We start from the raw sequence: 17,004 nt of genomic DNA on the forward strand, positions 1-17,004 counted from the left end.
ACCTCCTGCGGGTGAATGCCAGACACATCCACTCCGCCAGGAGGTCCTCCCACGTTCAAGCAGGCACGCCGTCAACAACGTCTTGGGTCACGACAGCTAGCGGATGTCGATCACTGCATCGTGTCGGGTGATCGACATCCACGTGCCGTCGTCAGCGCGACGATAACCGGATGTCGATCACCGCATCGCGTCGGCACGGCCGCTCAGAAGTGGGTCTGGTTCCACGGCGCGACGGGGGTCGAGAACATCAGGTCGGCCCGGTCGAGCGCGCCGGGCGTCCGCTCCTCGACGCCGGCTGCGACGGCCAGCCGCCGCAGCCGGTGTCCGCCCAGGTAGGCCGACGCGAGCGCGCGCTGCGCGACGAGCAGGTCCGCGCCGTCGGCCGTCGGCTCGCACCGGGCGACGCCGCCGGCGACGTCGAGGGCGAACCGGCCCGCCGCGTACCCGCCGGTGTCCTCGTCGCGCACGTCGAGGACGATCCGGCCGTCCGCGGCGTAACCCCGCGCGGTGAGGGCAGCGGGGACGTCGAGCAGCCGGACCCACAGCTCGTCGACCGTCCCGGTCTCCTGCAGCGCGCGGCCGTCGCCCAGCAGCCAGCGCACCGGTTCGTCGACGGGCCGCTCGTCGAGCGTGATCTCGCCGACGAGGTCGATTCCGGCGAGGTAGGTCCAGAGGTTCAGGTAGGCGGCGTCGGTCGCCGCGGCGAGCAGCTGGACCGCCACCGCACCGGGCGTGCCGTCGAGGTCCAGGCTGCGGGTGGGCCGCCAGGCCAGCAGGCCGTCGGGCGCGCCGTCGTCGCCGTCGTGCACGAACCAGTGCTGCCGCTCGCCCTGGAGCTCGAAGCCGCCCAGGCCGAGGGAGCGGGGCCACCAGGCGCCGTCGCGGTCCATCTGGCCGGCGTCGCGGCGCCGGGCCCGGTCGAACACCACCGGCCCGATCTCGCCGACCTCGTCGGCCGTCACCGCACGGATGCGGTGGGCGTCCCCGCCGCGCGGCAGGGCGCCCGGCCGCCGCGGGTGGTAGCGGTATCGCGCGCTCTGCGTCGCCGGGGCGTAGCCGAAACGGCCGTAGATCGGCCACTCGGCCGCGATCAGCACCGACAGCGCGTCACCGCGCTCGGCCGCCGCGGCGAGTGAGCGCCCCAGCATGCCTCGGAGGAATCCACGTCGCCGGTGGGTGGCGGCCACGGACACCGCGGTGAGGGCGTCCACGGCGACGACGTCGGGGGACCCCGGCACGGTCAGCGTGCGCGCCTCGGTCGCGAGGGTGCCGACCCAGCGGTCGTCGTGGCGCACCCCCCACGTGCGCTCGGGTGTCCAGGTGCGCCGGCGGTTGTGCAGCCGGGTGAGGGCGTCCGGGGCGCCGGGGTCGTGCAGCAGCGCCGTGCGCAGCGTGCGCATCCACGGCTCGATCGCCTCGACGGGGACGGGGTTGACGACCTCGGGCTCGCTCACCCGACCGACCCTGCCAGGCGGGGCAACCGAACTCTCGCCGGCCCGGGCCGGGCGCTCACCGCCCGTCGCGCCAGCGGTACTCGATCTCGGGCCGGCCGGCGCCGCGGTGGCGCGGCGTCCGGGTGACCACGTTGGTGTCGGCGAGGTGCTCCAGGTAACGGCGTGCGGTGACCCGCGAGACCCCGCACGTGGCCGCGATCTCGGTGGCCGAGCACTGCGGCGCCGCCCGGACGGCCGCGGCCACCCGGTCCAGCGTCTCGGCCGCGAGCCCGCCGGGCAGGTTCGCCGGATCGAAGCCGCGCAGCGCGGCGAAGGCGCGGTCGATCTCGGTCTGGGCGCCGGCGGCGAGATCCTCGTGCAGCCGTTGGCGGTAGTCGGCGTAGCGCTCGAGCTTGTCGCGCAACGACGCGAACGCGAACGGTTTGAGCAGGTAGGAGACCACGCCCAACGACACCGCCGAGCGCACCGCCGCGAGGTCCCGGGTCGAGGTCACCGCGATCACGTCCACGCGCGTTCCCGCCCCCCGTAGCGCCCGGCAGACGTCCAGGCCGTGCAGATCGGGCAGGTTGAAGTCGAGCAGGACGAGGTCCGGCGCACGGTCGCGGACGTGACGCAGGGCATCCGCACCGCCGTACACGACGCCGGCGACGGCGAACCCGGGGACGCGCCGCACGAGCTCGGCGTGGGCGTCGGCGGTGAGCGCCTCGTCGTCGACGACGAGCACCTGCAGCTCGCGCCCGCTCACCGGGCACCCCGGGGCAGGGGGAGACGGGCCACGAGCCGCGCGCCGCCGAGGTCGGCCCGCGTCACCGTCACCTCGCCGCCGTGCCGCCGCACCACCTGGTGCACGAGGGCCAGTCCGAGTCCGCGCCCCGCCTCGCTCGTCGCCAGCTTGGTCGTCCACCCCCGGACGAACGCGCGGTCGACGGCCTCGGGCGGCAACCCCGGCCCGTCGTCGCACACCTCGACGACCAGCTCGTCGCCGGTCCCGACGAGGCGCAGGACGACGTGGCCGGGTCCGGGCGTCTCCGCGCTCGCGTCGATCGCGTTGTCGAGCAGGTTGCCGATGACCGTGGTGAGATCGCTGCTGCTGAAGGCGTCCAACGGCGCCGCGACGGTCCGCTCGGCGACCTCCGAGTCCACCTCCACGTCCACCTCCACGTCCACCTCCACGTCGACGCCGCGCTCGGCCGCCTGCGCGACCTTGCCCAGCAGCATCGCCGCGACCACCGGCTCGGCCACCGCCGCGACGGTCCGGTCGGTGAGCCGCTGCGACAGCGCGAGCTGCTCGGTGCCGAAGCGGACGGCGTCCGCGGTGCGCCCGGTCTCCATCAGCACGATCATCGTGTGCAGGCGGTTCGCCGACTCGTGCGCCTGCGAGCGCAACGACTCGGCCAGCGACCGGCTGGCGTCGAGCTCGCCGGTCAACGCCTCGAGCTCGGTGCGGTCGCGCAGCGTGGTCACGGTCCCGAAGGCCTGCCCGTGCCACACCGCCGGCGCCCGGTCGACGACGAGGACGCGCTCGCCGGTGAGGTGCAGCTCGCCACGGACCGCGCGCTCGTCGCCCAGCAGCTCGCGCAGGGGACCGCCGACGGGGAGGTCGGCCAGCGGCCGCCCCGCGTGCGCGGCCGGATCGGGCAGCCCGAGCAGCCGGCCGGCCTCGGCGTTCACGAGCGTGACCCGGGCGACGCCGTGACGGCGGTCGGTGACGACCAGACCCTCGCGGACGGACTCGAGCACGGCGGTGTGCGTGGCGAGCATCCCCGTCATGGTGGCGGCGTCCACCCCGCCGGTCTGCCGGCGCAGTCGCCGTCCCACCAGCGCGGCGCCGGCGAGCGCGACCGCGAGCAGGGCGACGAGCCCCGCGACGAGCGCGGGGACCTGCCGAGCGAGCCGGTCGCGGATGGCCTCGGTGGTGATGCCGACGGCGACGAGCGCGACGACCCGCCCTCCCGCCCGCACCGGCACCACGGCCCGCACGGACGGACCCAGGCTGCCGGTGTAGGTCTCGGTGACCGCGTGACCGGCGAGCGCCGGTCCGATCGTGCCGACGAAGGGCTTGCCGACCAGGGCGGGATCCGGGTGGGTGAAACGGGTGCGGTCCGGGGCCATCACGACGACGAAGTCGGCCCCGGTGCCGCGCCGGACGCGTTCGACGTACCCGCGCAGCGCCGCGGGCGGATCGGGCGCGCGCACGCCGGCGACCACGTAGGGGTTCGCCGCGACCGACCGGGCGACGCCGAGCACGCGGGTCCGGGCGTCGTCCTCGTCACGACGGCTGCCGACCAGGACCGCGGCGGCCGCGACGACGGCCACGACGACGACGAGCAGCACCGCCTGCAGCGCCAGGAGCTGGCGCGCCAGGCTCCAGCGCCGGATCCGCACGGCGACAGTGTGTCACCGGGCCCGCTCCGTCCCGGCCCGCGTGAACTCTATGAACGCAACCGAGACCGCGGCGGCCGACGCGGGGGAGGGTCGGCCCACGCGACGTGGCGCAGGCCACACCGACCGTCCGAGGGAGCCTCACGATGACGATCACGAATCGGCCGCCCGGTCGCACCGAGCGCCCCGGGGACGGCGACCGCCCCGCGCGCCGCGACCGCACCCACTGGCTCTACCTCGCCGTGATCGCCGCGGTGGCGGCCGGCATCGCCGTGGGGCTGCTCGCGCCGGGCTTCGCGGTCGAGCTCAAGCCCGTCGGCGAGGCGTTCGTGTCCCTGGTCAAGATGATGATCAGCCCGGTCATCTTCTGCACGATCGTGCTGGGCATCGGCTCGGTGCGACGTGCGGCCCAGGTCGGCAAGGTCGGCGGCCTCGCGCTCGGCTACTTCATCGCGATGTCGACGGTCGCACTCGCGATCGGGCTGGTCGTCGGGAACCTCATCAGCCCCGGGTCGTCGCTGCACCTGACGAAGGCGGCGTCGTCGGCCGGCACGAAGGCCGCCGAGGACGCGGGCTCGGGCGGCCTGGTCGACTTCCTGCACGAGATGATCCCGTCGACGCTGGTGTCGTCGTTGACGAGCGGGCAGGTGCTGCAGACCCTGGTGGTCGCCCTGCTGGTCGGCTTCGCGCTGCAGGCGCTCGGCGACGCCGGCGAGCCGGTGCTGCGGGGCGTGGCGTCGGTGCAGCGGGTCGTGTTCACGGTGCTCGCCATGGTCATGTGGCTCGCGCCGGTCGGCGCGTTCGGTGCCATGGCCGCGGTCGTGGGGGCGACGGGCGTCGACGCGCTCACCAGCCTCGCGGTGATCATGCTCGCCTTCTACGCGACCTGCCTGGTCTTCGTCGTGGGCGTGCTGGGCACGCTGCTGCGGCTGGCCACCGGGGTCGGCATCCTCGGCCTGCTGCGCTACCTCGCCCGCGAGTTCCTGCTCATCGTCTCGACGTCGTCCTCGGAGACGGCGCTGCCCCGGCTGATCGCCAAGATGGAGCACCTCGGCGTGGAGAAGCCGGTCGTCGGGATCGTCGTCCCGACCGGGTACTCGTTCAATCTCGACGGCACCGCGATCTACCTGACGATGTCGGCCCTGTTCGTCGCCCAGGCCGTCGGGACGCCGCTGAGCGTCGGCCAGCAGATCGGCCTGCTGCTGTTCATGATCATCGCGTCCAAGGGCGCCGCCGGCGTCACCGGCGCCGGCCTCGCCACGCTCGCCGGTGGCCTGCAGTCCCATCGCCCGGACCTCGTCGATGGCGTCGGTCTGATCGTCGGCATCGACCGCTTCATGTCCGAGGCGCGCGCGGTCACGAACTTCGCCGGCAACGCGGTGGCGACGGTGCTGATCGGGGTCTGGACCGGGCAGGCGGACCGCGCGCGGATGACGCAGGTGCTCGCCGGGACGCTCCCGTTCGACGAGTCGTCGGTCGAGGACCACGAGGGTGGGACGTCACCGGCGCCGCCGGCCGGGAACTCATCGCGGAAGACGCTGGTCGACGCGGGGTGACCTGCCCCGGCCGTCAGATCCAGTCGATGTGGTCCTTCAGGTACAGGTAGCCGACGAAGCTGAACGCGTCGAGCAGGAAGTGTGCGATCACCAACGGCAGCACGCGTCGGGTGCGCTGGAACCACCAGCCGAAGACGAGGCCCATGACGACGTTGCCCGCGAAGCCGCCGAAGCCCTGGTACAGGTGGTACGAGCCGCGAAGGGTGGCGCTGGCGAGCAGCGCCCGCTGGTTCGTCCATCCCAGCTGACGCAGCCGGGTCAGCATGTACCCGACGACGATGATCTCCTCGGCGAACCCGTTCTGGAAGGCCGAGGCGAGCAGGTACGGCACGCGGTACCAGACGTCGGGGAAGTTCACGACCTGCAGCGAGGCGTTCAGCCCGAGCTCGTGCGCCGCCCAGACCAGGCCGAGCCCGGGGATGCCGATGAGCGCGAGGAAGCCGACGCCCAGCCCGACGTCCGACCATCGGCGGCGCAGGCCGAAGCCGATGCCGAACCCGGGGCCGCCCGGCCTGCTGGCGAGCAGCACGAGCGCGAGCAGCGGTGGCACCGTCCCGTTGAGCAGGTCGGCGAGCTGGTCGGCGAGGTCGAGCCAGGGGTAGGTGGTGGCGGTGCCGTCCACGACCGTGGCCGTGGTGCTGGAGATCCCGCCCTTGACCGTGATCTCCTGCCGGATCAGGTACAGCAGCGCGTAGAGCCCGGACATGCCGAGCGACACGCCGAGCACGGCCAGCAGCTCGAGCCCGTACCGGGGCTTCGCCTGCGCCGGTAGCTCGTCCTCGGTCGCGTCCACCGCGTCAGTGTGCCGCGACGGGTTCGGCCGGGTTCACACGGTGCGCGGTCGGCTGCCCAGGTTCGCGCACGCCTCGCAGGTCTCGGCGGGGATCAGGCCCAGCCGCATGAGCACCGCGAACACCCGGCAGCCCAGGCAGAAGGCGAGTGCGGACTCCAGGACGGCGGCGACCACGACGAGGGCCAGCAGCACGACGGTCGCGGCGGGCACGTCCATCGCCAGCAGGACGACGGCGGCGACCGTCAGGGTGGCACCCATGCCCTGCGCGAACCGCTTCGGCGGGCCGGGCACCAGCGTCGCGGGGCCGAGGCGTGGCGCGACCACCTCGGTGGCGAGCCGGCCGAGCGGGCTCAGCCGCGGGCCGGTGAGCACGCGGGCGACGAAGCCGAGCGCGATCGGGACGCTCAGCCACAGCCAGCCGCTGCCCAGCGTCGCCGCGAGGGCCAGGGTCAGGGCGCACAGCAGCGCGACGCCCGCCGCGACCGTGCGGGCCGCCTTCTCGTTCACGGGGTTCGGGAACCCGAGCAGTGACGTCACGGGCAAAGCCTACCTAGGAACTAGGCAAATCGGCGCGGTCGGGGAGCGGGCCGACGACGAGAGTCTGCAGGCCGCCCCCGACGACGCCGCGCACGTCGGCGAGCGTCGACCGGGCGACGGCCGAGCCGTGCGGGCCCAGCTGCGTCGTCGCCGCCAGGTGCAGCCACTCGCCCTCGACCGGACGGGCGAGGTGGACGTCGAGGTCGACGTTGACGAACGACCACCGCGTCCAGTCCAGCTCGGCGGAGATGCCGCTGCCGGAGTCGGCGACCAGAGCGCACCGCGCCAGCGACGGCACCGGCCACCCGGGCACCAGCGGCACGAGGGGTCGCAGCCACGTCGACGCCGGGCCGGGGGCAGTCATGGAGCCCTCGACGAAGCGCCACTCCAGGCTGCGGCCGTAGCCGAAGTCGGCGTCCCAGGACGCGGCGGCGGGCACGGTCACCGGCGCGGGCGGCGCGGCGACCAGCGACGACGTGTCCGCGTCCCGGACGAACCACACGCGCACCACCAGGCACTCCCGGCCGTCGGCGTCGACCGTCGCCTCGGCCAGCGCCGCGGAGCGGGCGGCCCGCACGATCCGGACCCGCACCCCGACGGGGCCGACGGGCACGGCGCGGACGAAGTCGGCGGCCAGCCGGCAGGCCCGCAGATCGCGACGACCCGTCGCTTCCTGGACATGACGGGCGGCGACCGTGACCGCGAGCGCCGTCGGCGGCCCGCCGTGCTGCAGGTCCCGCGACCAGGGCCCGACGGTGTGGCCGGACGCGGCGAACCGCGACACGTCGGGCGTCTCCTCGACGACGTCGAAATAAGAATTTGCCACGTGGTCAACCTAGTTGCAGCGCGGACGACGCGGATGTCCTACAGTGGTCTCCAGAAGGGGCGAGCGGCACATCCCTCCCGTGCCGCCGCCCCTTCGTCATGTCGAAAGTCGGCTCGAGCAGCGGGTGGACACTCCTCGGCGTCGTGGCTCACGACACGCCGCCGGAACCGGATGCGGTCGCGAACGCGAACTCCCGGATGTAGGACCTGTGAACCCCATCGGCCCGTTGCGGGAGGCATGAGTGACACGACGCAGGATCGCCGTGATCGGGAGCGGCGTCGCCGGCCTCACCGCCGCCTACGTCCTGCAGCGGGACGCCGACGTCACGCTCTACGAGGCCGACGACCGGCTCGGCGGCCACGCCGACACCCACGACGTCGTCGGCGCCGACGGCGTGCTGCGCAACATCGACACCGGCTTCATCGTCCACAACCTGCGGACCTATCCGATGCTGCGTCGGCTGCTCGGCGAGCTCGGCGTCGCGACGCAGGAGTCGGACATGAGCATGTCGATCTCCTGCGGGGGCTGCGGTCTCGAGTACGCCGGCGGCCGTGGGACGTCCGGCCTGCTGCCGAGCGTGCGCGCCCTGCGCAACCCCCGCTACCTGCGAATGCTCACCGAGGTCACCCGTTTCCACCGCCGCGCGCAGGCGGTCCTCGCCGGCGACGACGAGGAGCTGACGGTCCGTGAGTTCCTCGCCGCAGGCCGCTTCACGCCCTACTTCGCATCGCACTTCATGACGCCGCTCATCGCGGCCGTCTGGTCGACGGCGCCCAGCCGCGCCGGTGACTACCCGGCCAAGTACCTGTTCTCCTTCCTCGACAACCACGGCATGCTCAGCGTCTTCGGCGCGCCGACCTGGTACACGGTCGTGGGCGGGTCGGCGCGCTACGTCGAGAAGGCGGCGAAGAGCCTGACGGCGGTGCAGACGGCCACGCCGATCCGCACGGTCACCCGCACCGCGGCCGGCGTCGAGGTCCGCGACGACGCCGACACCCTCGCGCGTTTCGACGCGGCCGTCGTCGCGACGCACCCGCACCAGGCGCTGGACATGCTGAGCGAGCCGACCCGCGCCGAGCGCGACGTGCTCGGCGCGATCGCCTACACCGTGAACCCGACCCTGCTGCACACCGACGTCTCGGTGCTGCCGCGGGCCCGCCGCGCCGCCGCGTCCTGGAACTACTCGCTCGCCGGCTGCGACACCGTGCCGACCGAGGTGCAGGTCAGCTACAACATGAACCGGCTGCAGCGCCTGGACGCGCCGCAGACCTACGTGGTGAGCCTCAACGCCGAGGACCGCGTCGACCCGGCGCAGGTGATCGACCGGATGGACTACGAGCACCCGGTGTACACCACGACCAGCGTCGCCGCGCGGGGCCGGCTGCCCGAGCTCAACGACGGCGTGCTGGCCTACGCCGGCGCCTACCACGGCTGGGGCTTCCACGAGGACGGCTGCCGCTCCGGCGTCGACGCCGCGCGCTCCCTGGGCGTCACCTGGTGAAGCCGGCGCTCTACGACGTCTCCATCGCGCACGTCCGCGCCGAGCCCGTACGTCACGAGGTGCGCCACTCGTCCTACCTGTGGTTCGTCGACGTCGACGAGCTGCCCCGGCACGGTTCGCTGGCGCGTTTCGAGGCCCGCGACCACGCCGGCGACCCGGCCCGCAGCATCCGCGCCAACGTCGAGGAGTTCCTCGCCGAGCGCGGCATCGACCTCGTCGGCGGACGCATCACGATGCTGACCAACGCCCGCAGCCTGGGCTACGTCTTCAACCCGCTGACGCTGTACTGGTGCCACGAGCCGGACGGCACGCTCGCCGCCGTCGTGGCCGAGGTGCACAACACGTACGCGCAGCGGCACCGCTATCTGCTGCGGCCCGACGACGCGGGCCGAGCGGAGACGCAGAAGGAGTTCTACGTCTCGCCCTTCTACCCGGTGGACGGCAGCTACCGCATGAGCCTGCCCGAACCGGGGGAGCGGCTGGCCGTGACCATCACGCTGCACCGGCCCGGCGGCCGGCCGTTCACCGCCTCGGTGCGGGGGGTGCGCCGGCCCGCGACCCGGGCCGCCGTCCTGGCGACCGCGCTGCGGCACCCGTTCGAGACCTGGCTGGTGCGTGCGCTCATCACCGCGCACGGCATCCGGCTGTGGCGCAAGGGACTGCCCGTGCAGCCGCGCCCGTCCCACCCGTCCGATCCGAGACCGAGCGAGGTCGCCATGCCCAGCACGCCCACCGTCGCCGACCGGCTCGCCGCGCTGCTGCGCGACACCGCCGGGTTCGAGCTGCCCGTCCGCATCCGTGCGTGGGACGGCAGCGAGGCCGGCCCGGCCGACGGTCCGGTGCTCGTGATCCGTTCCCGGCGCGCGCTGCGGCGCCTGCTGTGGGCGCCGGGCGAGCTCGGTCTCGCCCGCGCGTACGTGACCGGCGACCTCGACGTCGAAGGCGACACCGACGACCTCGCCGACGGGTTCCGTCGCGCCTGGCGGCTCGCCCGCACGCGTCCGAGCACCGGTGTCGACCTCTCGCTCGGCGCCAAGGCGAAGGCCGCCGGCGCCGCGGCCCGGCTCGGCGCGCTCGGCACGCCGCCGGCGCCCCCGGTGTCCGAGGCCCGGCTGCGGGGCCGGCTGCACTCGCGGCTGCGTGACCGGGCCGCGATCTCGCACCACTACGACCTGTCCAACGAGTTCTACGAGCTGCTGCTCGACGAGCACATGGCCTACTCGTCGGCGTACTTCACGCACGAGGGCCAGTCCCTGCACGACGCCCAGACCGCCAAGCTCGACCTCGTCTGCCGCAAGCTGGGTCTGCAGCCCGGCATGCGCCTGCTCGACGTCGGCTGCGGCTGGGGGTCGATGATCCTGCACGCGGCCGAGCACTACGGCGTGTCGTGCGTCGGCATCACCCTGTCGGGCGAGCAGCGCGACTTCATCACCAAGCGCATCGCCGAGCGCGGCCTCGCCGACCGGGTCGAGGTCCGGCTGCAGGACTACCGCGAGTTCGGGGACACGGGCGAGACCTTCCATGCCGTCAGCTCGATCGAGATGGGCGAGCACGTGGGCGAGGGCAACTATCCCGAGTACGTCGGCATCATGTACGGCGCGCTCGAGCCCGGTGGCCGCGTGCTGCTGCAGCAGATGTCGCGGCAGGAGGGCACGGCCCCCGGGGGCGGCGCCTTCATCGAGAGCTACATCGCGCCCGACATGCACATGCGCGAGATCTGGCAGACGACCCGGCACCTGGTGAAGGGCGGCTTCGAGGTCCGCGACGTCGAGGCCATGCGCGAGCACTACGTGACGACCGTGCAGCACTGGATCGACACCTTCGACTCCCGCTGGGACGAGTTCGTGGCCCTGCAGGGCGAGGAGGTCGCGCGCGTGTGGCGGCTCTACCTCGTCGGCGGCATGCTCGCCTTCGAGGAGGGCCGCATGGGGGTCGACCAGTTCCTCGCCGTCAAGCCGGCCGCGGCCGGGGCGAGCGGCATGCCCGCGACCCGGCCCTGGGCCGTCGAGAGCTGACCGCTCAGAACGGCCGGCCGGCGATGAGCACGACGCCGGCCGCCAGGGCCGCGACCGTCACGACGAGGAACACCGCCACCCAGAGGGCGCCGGGCGTGCGCGTCAGGCGCCCGAGCACGTCGGCATCCGAGTCGCGGGCCCGGCCGGCGCGACGCGAGCGGGCCAGCTCGAGGACCGGACGCGGCGCGGCCAGCAGCAGGAACCAGGTGACGGTGTAGGCGAAGGTCGACTGCGCCGCCGGGGACGCCCACCACGACACCGCGAACACCGCTGCGCCGGCGACGAGCACCGACCAGAGCCCGAACCAGTTGCGGATCTGCGCGAGCAGCAACGCCAGCAGCAGCAGCGCGAGCCACAGCAGCGCGACCGCGTGCCCCGCGCGCAGCAGGCCGGCGGCGCCCAGGCCCACGAGCGCCGGCCCGGGGTAGCCCGCGAGCGCGGTGAGGATCATTCCGGGCCCGGTGCGCCGGCCACGCGAGAGCGTCAGGCCCGACGTGTCGGAGTGCAGCCGGATGCCGCTCAGGCGGCGCCCGCTGAGCAGGGCCGCCACGCCGTGCGCGCCCTCGTGGGTGATGGTGACGAGGTGGCGGGCCCGGATCCACAGCGGCCGCCAGGCCACGACGAGCAGGGCCACCACCGCGCACGCGACGATCGCGCGCGGGGTGGGGGCGGGCTGCGTCGCCGTGATGCTGTCCCACACCCGGGACACGCTGTGCTCGCCGCTCACCGGTCCAGTCTCGTCGCCACGACTGTGCGCGCCCGGCGCCGCTCAGCCGGCACCGAAGCGGCCCGGCCGGTTCGGGCGGTTCGGCGCCGGCGATCGCGGCGCGAACGCGCGGATCAGCTGTAGGACCCGCGCAGGACGACGTCCCCGCTGAACTCGGTCTGCCCGTCCTTCTGCACGCTCACCGCGATCGAGTCGTAGCGCTTCATCAGCGTGCTCGGGATCGTGAGCGCGGCATGCCGGTCGGGCTGCAGGAAGCCGACCGACTGCTTGTGCAGGCCGTCGGTGAGCCACACCTCGTACTGACGCCCCCCGCGGAGCGCAGGCAGCACCGACGCGTCGAGGCTCATCCGGTCGTCGCCCACCAGCTTGGCGGTCGCGCTCTTGGTGCTGGCCGGGCCGTCGAGGGCGACGGTCTGCGTGGCGGGCGCGTCGTCACCGCTCGTCGCCACCGCGTACGTCACGCCGCCACCGGCCACGATCGCCGCCGCGGCGGCCACCGCGATCAGCCGACGCCGGGTACGGGTGCCCGCCGGGGCAGCGGCGGTACCGCTCGCCCCGGCCCGAGGACCGGACGCGTGCGCGTCGGCGCGCGCCTCGGCGAACACGGTGCTCAGGTCGGGCAGTGCGCCGGGACCCTCGACGTCCTCGTCGGGGCCGGCCACGGGACGGTCGTCACGCTCGGGCGCGACGATCTCGGGCGCGAAGCGGTGGGCCGAGGAGAGGGAGGCGTGCGCGACGACGGCCGACACCAGCTCCTGCTGGCAGTCGACGCACGTCCGCAGGTGGTGCGCGGCACCGAGCACGACGTCACGCGTCGCGTCCCCGGTGAGCAGCCGCGGGAGGTCCTCGGAGATGTGCGGTGTACTCATCAGCGCCCCCGGGTGCTCTCGAGTAGGCCGGCGAGGCGTTGCAGGCCGCGCGCGGTGCGGGTCTTGACGGTGCCGAGCGGGACGTCGAGCGCCGCTGAGATCTCGGTCTGCGTATAGCTCTCGAAGTAGGCCAGCTCGATCACCTCGCGCTGTACGTCAGGCAGTTGGTCGAGGGCGGCGCGCACCTCGTCGGCCCAGACGAGCCGTTCGGCGATCTCGCGCCCGTCGTCACCGGTGATCTCGCGCATGGAGTCCAGTGGGACGACGACGTCGCGGCGCTTGCGCAGGTGGTCGATGGCGCGCTTGCGGGCGATGCCGAGCGTCCAGGCCCGCAGCGACTGTTGCGGGTCGAAGCGCTCGTGGACCCGCCACAGCTCGTAGAACACCCGCTGCATGACGTCCTGGATGTCCGGCTGCGGGACGTAGCGCCCGAGATAGGACATCACGAGGGGACCGAGGGTGCGGTACGCATCCTCGAGCGCCTCGGGCTCGCCTCGGTTCAGGCGTTCGCCGATGTCGGCGAGTGCGGCCTCCATACCCTGCTGTTCGTCGCCGGGGGCCGTCACGGTTCCCCGATCCGGCCGGTGACCTCGGCGAGGGCGATCCCGGGCGCGTGCGCGGCGATGGTCACGACGTCGCCGTCCTCGAGCCAGGTCCGCGGGCCCCCGGCGTCGATCGCGACGGTGCCGTCGCAGGTGAGCTCCAGCAGGCAACCCAGTTCGTCGTCCCCGGGCCCGCTGACCGTCCCCGAGCCGTACAGGTCCCCGGGGTTGGCACGGGCGCCGTTGGAGGTGAGGTGCGCCAGCATCTGGGCGTAGGTCCAGTACATCGCCCCGAACGGGGGCCGGCTCACCACCGTGTCGTTGACCCGGACCTCGAGGCCGAGGTCCAGCCCGTGCCGGCCGTGGTCGCACAGGGGCGCGACCGGCTCGGGGTCCTGCGGCGGCGACGGCAGCCGCGGCAGCTCGGTCAGCGGCGTGACCCAGGCCGCGACGGAGGTGGCGAAGGACTTGCCGAGGAACGGCCCCAGTGGCCGGGTCTCGAAGCGCTGGATGTCGCGGGCCGACCAGTCGTTGAGCAGGCACACGCCGAAGACGTGCGCGTCGGCGTCGGCGACGGCGATCCGGGAACCGCCCCGGCCGACGACGAACCCCAGCTCGGCCTCGAAGTCCAACCGGCGCGTGGGTCCGAAGCTGCCCGGGCCGAGGACGCCCTGCGGTCGCGGGACCGGCGTGCCGGACACGACGACCGACCGGGACCGGCCGTGGTAGCCGATCGGCAGGTGCTTCCAGCTGGCCGGCAGCGGGTCGGCGTCCGGGCGGAACAGCCGGCCCACGTTGCTCGCGTGGTGCTCGGAGGCGTAGAAGTCGACGTAGTCGGCCACCGTGAACGGCAGCTGCGGGCGCACGTCGGCCAGCGCGTGCGTCGCCTCGGCGTCGCGGACGGCATCGGCGACGCGCTCCCACGCCGCAGGCCCGGCGCCCAGTAGGAAGTCCAGCGTGCCGTAGGCGAACAGCTCCGGATCGACGCGGGAGAGGTCCACGACCTCGTCGTCGCGGCGGTAGGCGGCGAACAGCCGGCCCTCCCGGTCATGGACCGAGCCGTACCCGACGACGGTCACCCGCGGGTCCACGACCAGGCGTACTGCCCGTCGTCGGCGGCCCGGCCGCCCTCGCCGAGACGCAGCGGCCGGAAGGTGTCGACCATCACCGCGAGCTCGTCGACCTCCTGCACACCGACGGAGCGCTCGTAGGCACCGGGCTGCGGGCCGTGCGAGTGACCGCCGGGGTGCAGGCTCACCGAGCCCTGCCCGATGCCCGACCCGCGACGCGCCTCGTAGTCGCCGCCGCAGTAGAACATGACCTCGTCGCTGTCGACGTTCGAATGGTAGTAGGGCACCGGGATGGCGAGCGGATGGTAGTCGACCTTGCGGGGCACGAAGTTGCAGACGACGAAGTTGTGGCCCTCGAACACCTGGTGCACCGGCGGCGGCTGGTGCACCTTCCCGGTGATCGGCATGAAGTCCTCGACGTTGAACGTGTACGGGTAGAGGCAGCCGTCCCAGCCCACGACATCGAACGGGTGGTGGGGCAGTACGTGCACCGAGCCCGCGATGCCGGTCGGCCCGGCGGCGCGGTGCTTGACGTACACCTCGGTGTCGCCGGCCGTCTCGACCGGCGGGTCACCCGGGCCGTGCAGGTCCCGCTCGCAGTACGGCGCGTGCTCGAGCAGCTGACCGTGCCGGGACAGGTAGCGGTGCGCCGGCCCCACGTGCGAGTTGGCCTCGATGCAGTACGCCCGGACCGTCCCCGAGGGCAGCCAGCGATGCGTCGTCGCGCGGGGGACGACCACGTAGTCGCCGCGCGTGAACGCGAGCGGGCCGAACACCGTCTCGCAGACGCCCGCGCCGTCCTCGATGTACACGCACTCGTCGCCGAGCGCGTTGCGATAGAACGGCGACGGCGCGGACCCGACCACGTAGCCGATGCGCACGTCCTCGTTGCCGAGCACCAGCCGCCGGCCGCGCACGAGGTCGGTGCCGGCGGCGTCGTCGGCGAAGAGCTCGTGCAGGCGCAGGTGGCGCGGCAGCAGCGGTTCGTTCGGCGCGGTGGCGAGGTCGGGGAGGTCCCAGCTGCGTGCGTCGCGCAGCGCGGACGGGATCTCGCGGTGGTAGAGCAACGACGAGTCCGAGGAGAAGCCCTCCTCGCCCATCAACTCCTCGTAGTACAGCCGCCCGTCCGCGTCACGGTGCTGCGTGTGTCGTTTGGGCGGGATGCTCCCGCGCTGCTGGTAGTAGGGCATGGCACCTCATCGACGTCGTTGTCGGTCGTGGACCACCCTGTCACGAATGGCGACTTTCGAGGTTGACTGGCGACCTCCGCGTCCACTGGCGACCTGTAGCTCGCCAGTCGGCTGACAGGTCGCCAGTCGACGGGGCAGGTCGCCAGTCGACGGGGCAGGTCGCCAGTCGACGGGGCGCCGTCGCGCGGGAGCGACGGGCCTCAGCGCTTCTCGACCTCGACGTAGTCACGCTCGCCGGCACCGATGTAGAGCTGGCGCGGCCGACCGATGCGCGTGCTCTTGTCGTTGATCATCTCGTTCCACTGCGCGATCCACCCCGGCAGCCGGCCGATCGCGAACAGCACCGTGAACATGCGGGTCGGGAAGCCCATGGCCCGGTAGATCAGGCCGGTGTAGAAGTCCACGTTCGGGTAGAGCTTGCGCTCGACGAAGTAGTCGTCGGCGAGCGCGTGCTGCTCGAGCTCGATCGCGATGTCGAGCAGGTCGTCACGCTTGCCGAGAGCCTCGAGCACCTCGTCGGCCGACTTCTTCACGATGGCGGCGCGGGGGTCGTAGTTCTTGTACACCCGGTGGCCGAAGCCCATGAGCTTGACGCCGGCCTCCTTGTTCTTCACCTTCGTCACGAACTCGCCGACGTCGCCGCCCGCCGCGCGGATGCCCTCGAGCATCTCCAGCACCGACTGGTTGGCGCCGCCGTGCAGCGGGCCGAAGAGCGCGTTGATGCCGGCCGAGACGGAGGCGAACAGGTTGGCCTGCGACGACCCGACGAGCCGGACCGTCGAGGTGGAGCAGTTCTGCTCGTGGTCGGCGTGCAGGATGAACAGTCGGTCGAGCGCCTTGGCGAGCGTCGGGTCCACCTCGTACGGCTCGGCCGGGAAGCCGAAGGTCATGCGCAGGAAGTTCTCGACGAGACCGAGCGAGTTGTCGGGGTAGAGGAACGGCTGGCCGACGCTCTTCTTGTAGGCGTAGGCGGCGATCGTGGGCAGCTTGGCGAGCAGCCGGTAGGTCGAGAGCTCGACGTCGTGCTGGCTGAACGGGTCGAGCGAGTCCTGGTAGAACGTCGACAGCGCCGACACCGCCGAGGACAGCACCGGCATCGGGTGGGCGTCGCTGGGGAACCCGTCGAAGAAGTTCTTGAGGTCCTCGTGCAGCAGCGTGTGCCGGCGGATGTTGTTCTCGAAGCTCGCGAGCTGGTCGGTGGTGGGCAGCTCGCCGTGGATGAGCAGATAGCTGGTCTCGAGGAACGTCGAGTGTTCGGCGAGCTGGTCGATCGGGTAGCCGCGGTAGCGCAGGATGCCGGCGTCACCGTCGATGTAGGTGATCTCCGAGGAGCAGGACGCGGTGTTGGCGAAGCCCGGGTCGTAGGTGACCAGACCCGTCGAGGACAGCAGCTTGCTGACGTCGGCCCCGGACGCGCCCTCGGCCGCGGGCCGGTAGGGCAGCTCCAACGGCTCGCTGCCGGGGGCGTTCAGTACGGCGGGCTGGGCATCGGCAGACATGGGTCCCCTTTCGGCGTTCCGGTCGTTTCGCAACGTACCCGTC

15 protein-coding genes and 1 pseudogene are annotated in these 17,004 nt (G+C 73.0%); 4 read left to right on the forward strand and 12 right to left on the reverse strand.

The window, feature by feature from the left end; genetic code table 11:
* Nucleotides 1-203: 203 nt before the first annotated feature.
* From BUE29_RS00005 to BUE29_RS00015, 3 genes are read right to left on the reverse strand one after another with little or no spacing between them, the layout of a single operon-like run.
* Complete coding sequence (locus tag BUE29_RS00005) at nucleotides 204-1,454, reverse strand: GNAT family N-acetyltransferase (RefSeq protein ID WP_073384484.1); 1,251 nt, start codon at nucleotides 1,452-1,454, stop codon at nucleotides 204-206.
* Nucleotides 1,455-1,509: 55 nt separating this feature from the next.
* Entirely contained in the window at nucleotides 1,510-2,199 is a 690-nt protein-coding gene (locus BUE29_RS00010) for a response regulator (RefSeq protein ID WP_073384486.1), read from the reverse strand.
* Nucleotides 2,196-3,839, reverse strand: a complete 1,644-nt coding sequence (locus BUE29_RS00015) for a sensor histidine kinase (RefSeq protein WP_073384488.1) — start codon at nucleotides 3,837-3,839, stop codon at nucleotides 2,196-2,198. The genes BUE29_RS00010 and BUE29_RS00015 overlap by 4 nt, the downstream gene beginning before the upstream one ends.
* 143 nt (nucleotides 3,840-3,982) lie before the next feature.
* On the opposite strand from BUE29_RS00015, the gene BUE29_RS00020 reads away from it, so the two are divergent.
* Entirely contained in the window at nucleotides 3,983-5,392 is a 1,410-nt protein-coding gene (locus BUE29_RS00020) for a cation:dicarboxylate symporter family transporter (RefSeq protein WP_073386619.1), read from the forward strand.
* A gap of 13 nt (nucleotides 5,393-5,405) precedes the next feature.
* Here BUE29_RS00020 and BUE29_RS00025 read toward each other — a convergent pair whose 3' ends face one another.
* Genes BUE29_RS00025 through BUE29_RS00035 form a run of 3 tightly spaced genes read right to left on the reverse strand, consistent with a single transcriptional unit; the run spans nucleotide 5,406 to nucleotide 7,548 of the window.
* The gene (locus BUE29_RS00025) at nucleotides 5,406-6,185 is read right to left on the reverse strand and encodes a CPBP family intramembrane glutamic endopeptidase (protein WP_073384490.1); all 780 of its coding nucleotides are present in this window, start codon (nucleotides 6,183-6,185) and stop codon (nucleotides 5,406-5,408) included.
* 33 nt (nucleotides 6,186-6,218) lie between these two features.
* The gene (locus BUE29_RS00030; RefSeq protein WP_084180562.1) at nucleotides 6,219-6,722 is read right to left on the reverse strand and encodes a DUF4395 domain-containing protein; all 504 of its coding nucleotides are present in this window, start codon (nucleotides 6,720-6,722) and stop codon (nucleotides 6,219-6,221) included.
* Between the two features lie 13 nt (nucleotides 6,723-6,735).
* Nucleotides 6,736-7,548, reverse strand: a complete 813-nt coding sequence (locus BUE29_RS00035; RefSeq protein WP_073384494.1) for an acyl-CoA thioesterase domain-containing protein — start codon at nucleotides 7,546-7,548, stop codon at nucleotides 6,736-6,738.
* 241 nt (nucleotides 7,549-7,789) lie between these two features.
* Here BUE29_RS00035 and BUE29_RS00040 point away from each other — a divergent pair, with 241 nt between their 5' ends.
* The 3 genes and pseudogenes from BUE29_RS00040 to BUE29_RS23550 all read left to right on the forward strand — a co-directional run bounded on the left by BUE29_RS00040 (nucleotide 7,790) and on the right by BUE29_RS23550 (nucleotide 11,064).
* Nucleotides 7,790-9,049: an NAD(P)/FAD-dependent oxidoreductase gene (locus BUE29_RS00040; protein WP_073384496.1), complete on the forward strand. Its 1,260-nt coding sequence runs from the start codon at nucleotides 7,790-7,792 to the stop codon at nucleotides 9,047-9,049.
* Nucleotides 9,046-9,720 (forward strand): annotated as a pseudogene (locus BUE29_RS23545) (DUF1365 domain-containing protein); the annotation flags it as partial. The gene BUE29_RS00040 and the pseudogene BUE29_RS23545, both read left to right, overlap by 4 nt.
* A gap of 45 nt (nucleotides 9,721-9,765) precedes the next feature.
* Complete coding sequence (locus BUE29_RS23550) at nucleotides 9,766-11,064, forward strand: class I SAM-dependent methyltransferase (protein WP_073386621.1); 1,299 nt, start codon at nucleotides 9,766-9,768, stop codon at nucleotides 11,062-11,064.
* 4 nt (nucleotides 11,065-11,068) lie between these two features.
* On the opposite strand, the gene BUE29_RS00055 is transcribed toward BUE29_RS23550, so the two are convergent.
* The 6 genes from BUE29_RS00055 to BUE29_RS00080 form a co-directional block, all read right to left on the reverse strand.
* Entirely contained in the window at nucleotides 11,069-11,791 is a 723-nt protein-coding gene (locus BUE29_RS00055) for a M50 family metallopeptidase (RefSeq protein ID WP_073384498.1), read from the reverse strand.
* Nucleotides 11,792-11,904: 113 nt separating this feature from the next.
* Nucleotides 11,905-12,660, reverse strand: a complete 756-nt coding sequence (locus BUE29_RS00060; protein ID WP_073384500.1) for an anti-sigma factor — start codon at nucleotides 12,658-12,660, stop codon at nucleotides 11,905-11,907.
* The gene (locus BUE29_RS00065; RefSeq protein ID WP_073384502.1) at nucleotides 12,660-13,196 is read right to left on the reverse strand and encodes an RNA polymerase sigma factor; all 537 of its coding nucleotides are present in this window, start codon (nucleotides 13,194-13,196) and stop codon (nucleotides 12,660-12,662) included. The genes BUE29_RS00060 and BUE29_RS00065 overlap by 1 nt, the downstream gene beginning before the upstream one ends.
* A 26-nt stretch (nucleotides 13,197-13,222) precedes the next feature.
* Nucleotides 13,223-14,281, reverse strand: a complete 1,059-nt coding sequence (locus BUE29_RS00070) for a fumarylacetoacetate hydrolase family protein (protein ID WP_234971287.1) — start codon at nucleotides 14,279-14,281, stop codon at nucleotides 13,223-13,225.
* The gene (locus BUE29_RS00075; RefSeq protein WP_073384506.1) at nucleotides 14,278-15,462 is read right to left on the reverse strand and encodes a homogentisate 1,2-dioxygenase; all 1,185 of its coding nucleotides are present in this window, start codon (nucleotides 15,460-15,462) and stop codon (nucleotides 14,278-14,280) included. Before BUE29_RS00075 ends, BUE29_RS00070 begins: the two co-directional genes overlap by 4 nt.
* Nucleotides 15,463-15,662: 200 nt before the next feature.
* The gene (locus BUE29_RS00080) at nucleotides 15,663-16,961 is read right to left on the reverse strand and encodes a citrate synthase (RefSeq protein WP_073384509.1); all 1,299 of its coding nucleotides are present in this window, start codon (nucleotides 16,959-16,961) and stop codon (nucleotides 15,663-15,665) included.
* Nucleotides 16,962-17,004 lie beyond the last annotated feature (43 nt).

The organism is Jatrophihabitans endophyticus (assembly GCF_900129455.1).
Lineage (GTDB): Bacteria > Actinomycetota > Actinomycetes > Mycobacteriales > Jatrophihabitantaceae > Jatrophihabitans > Jatrophihabitans endophyticus.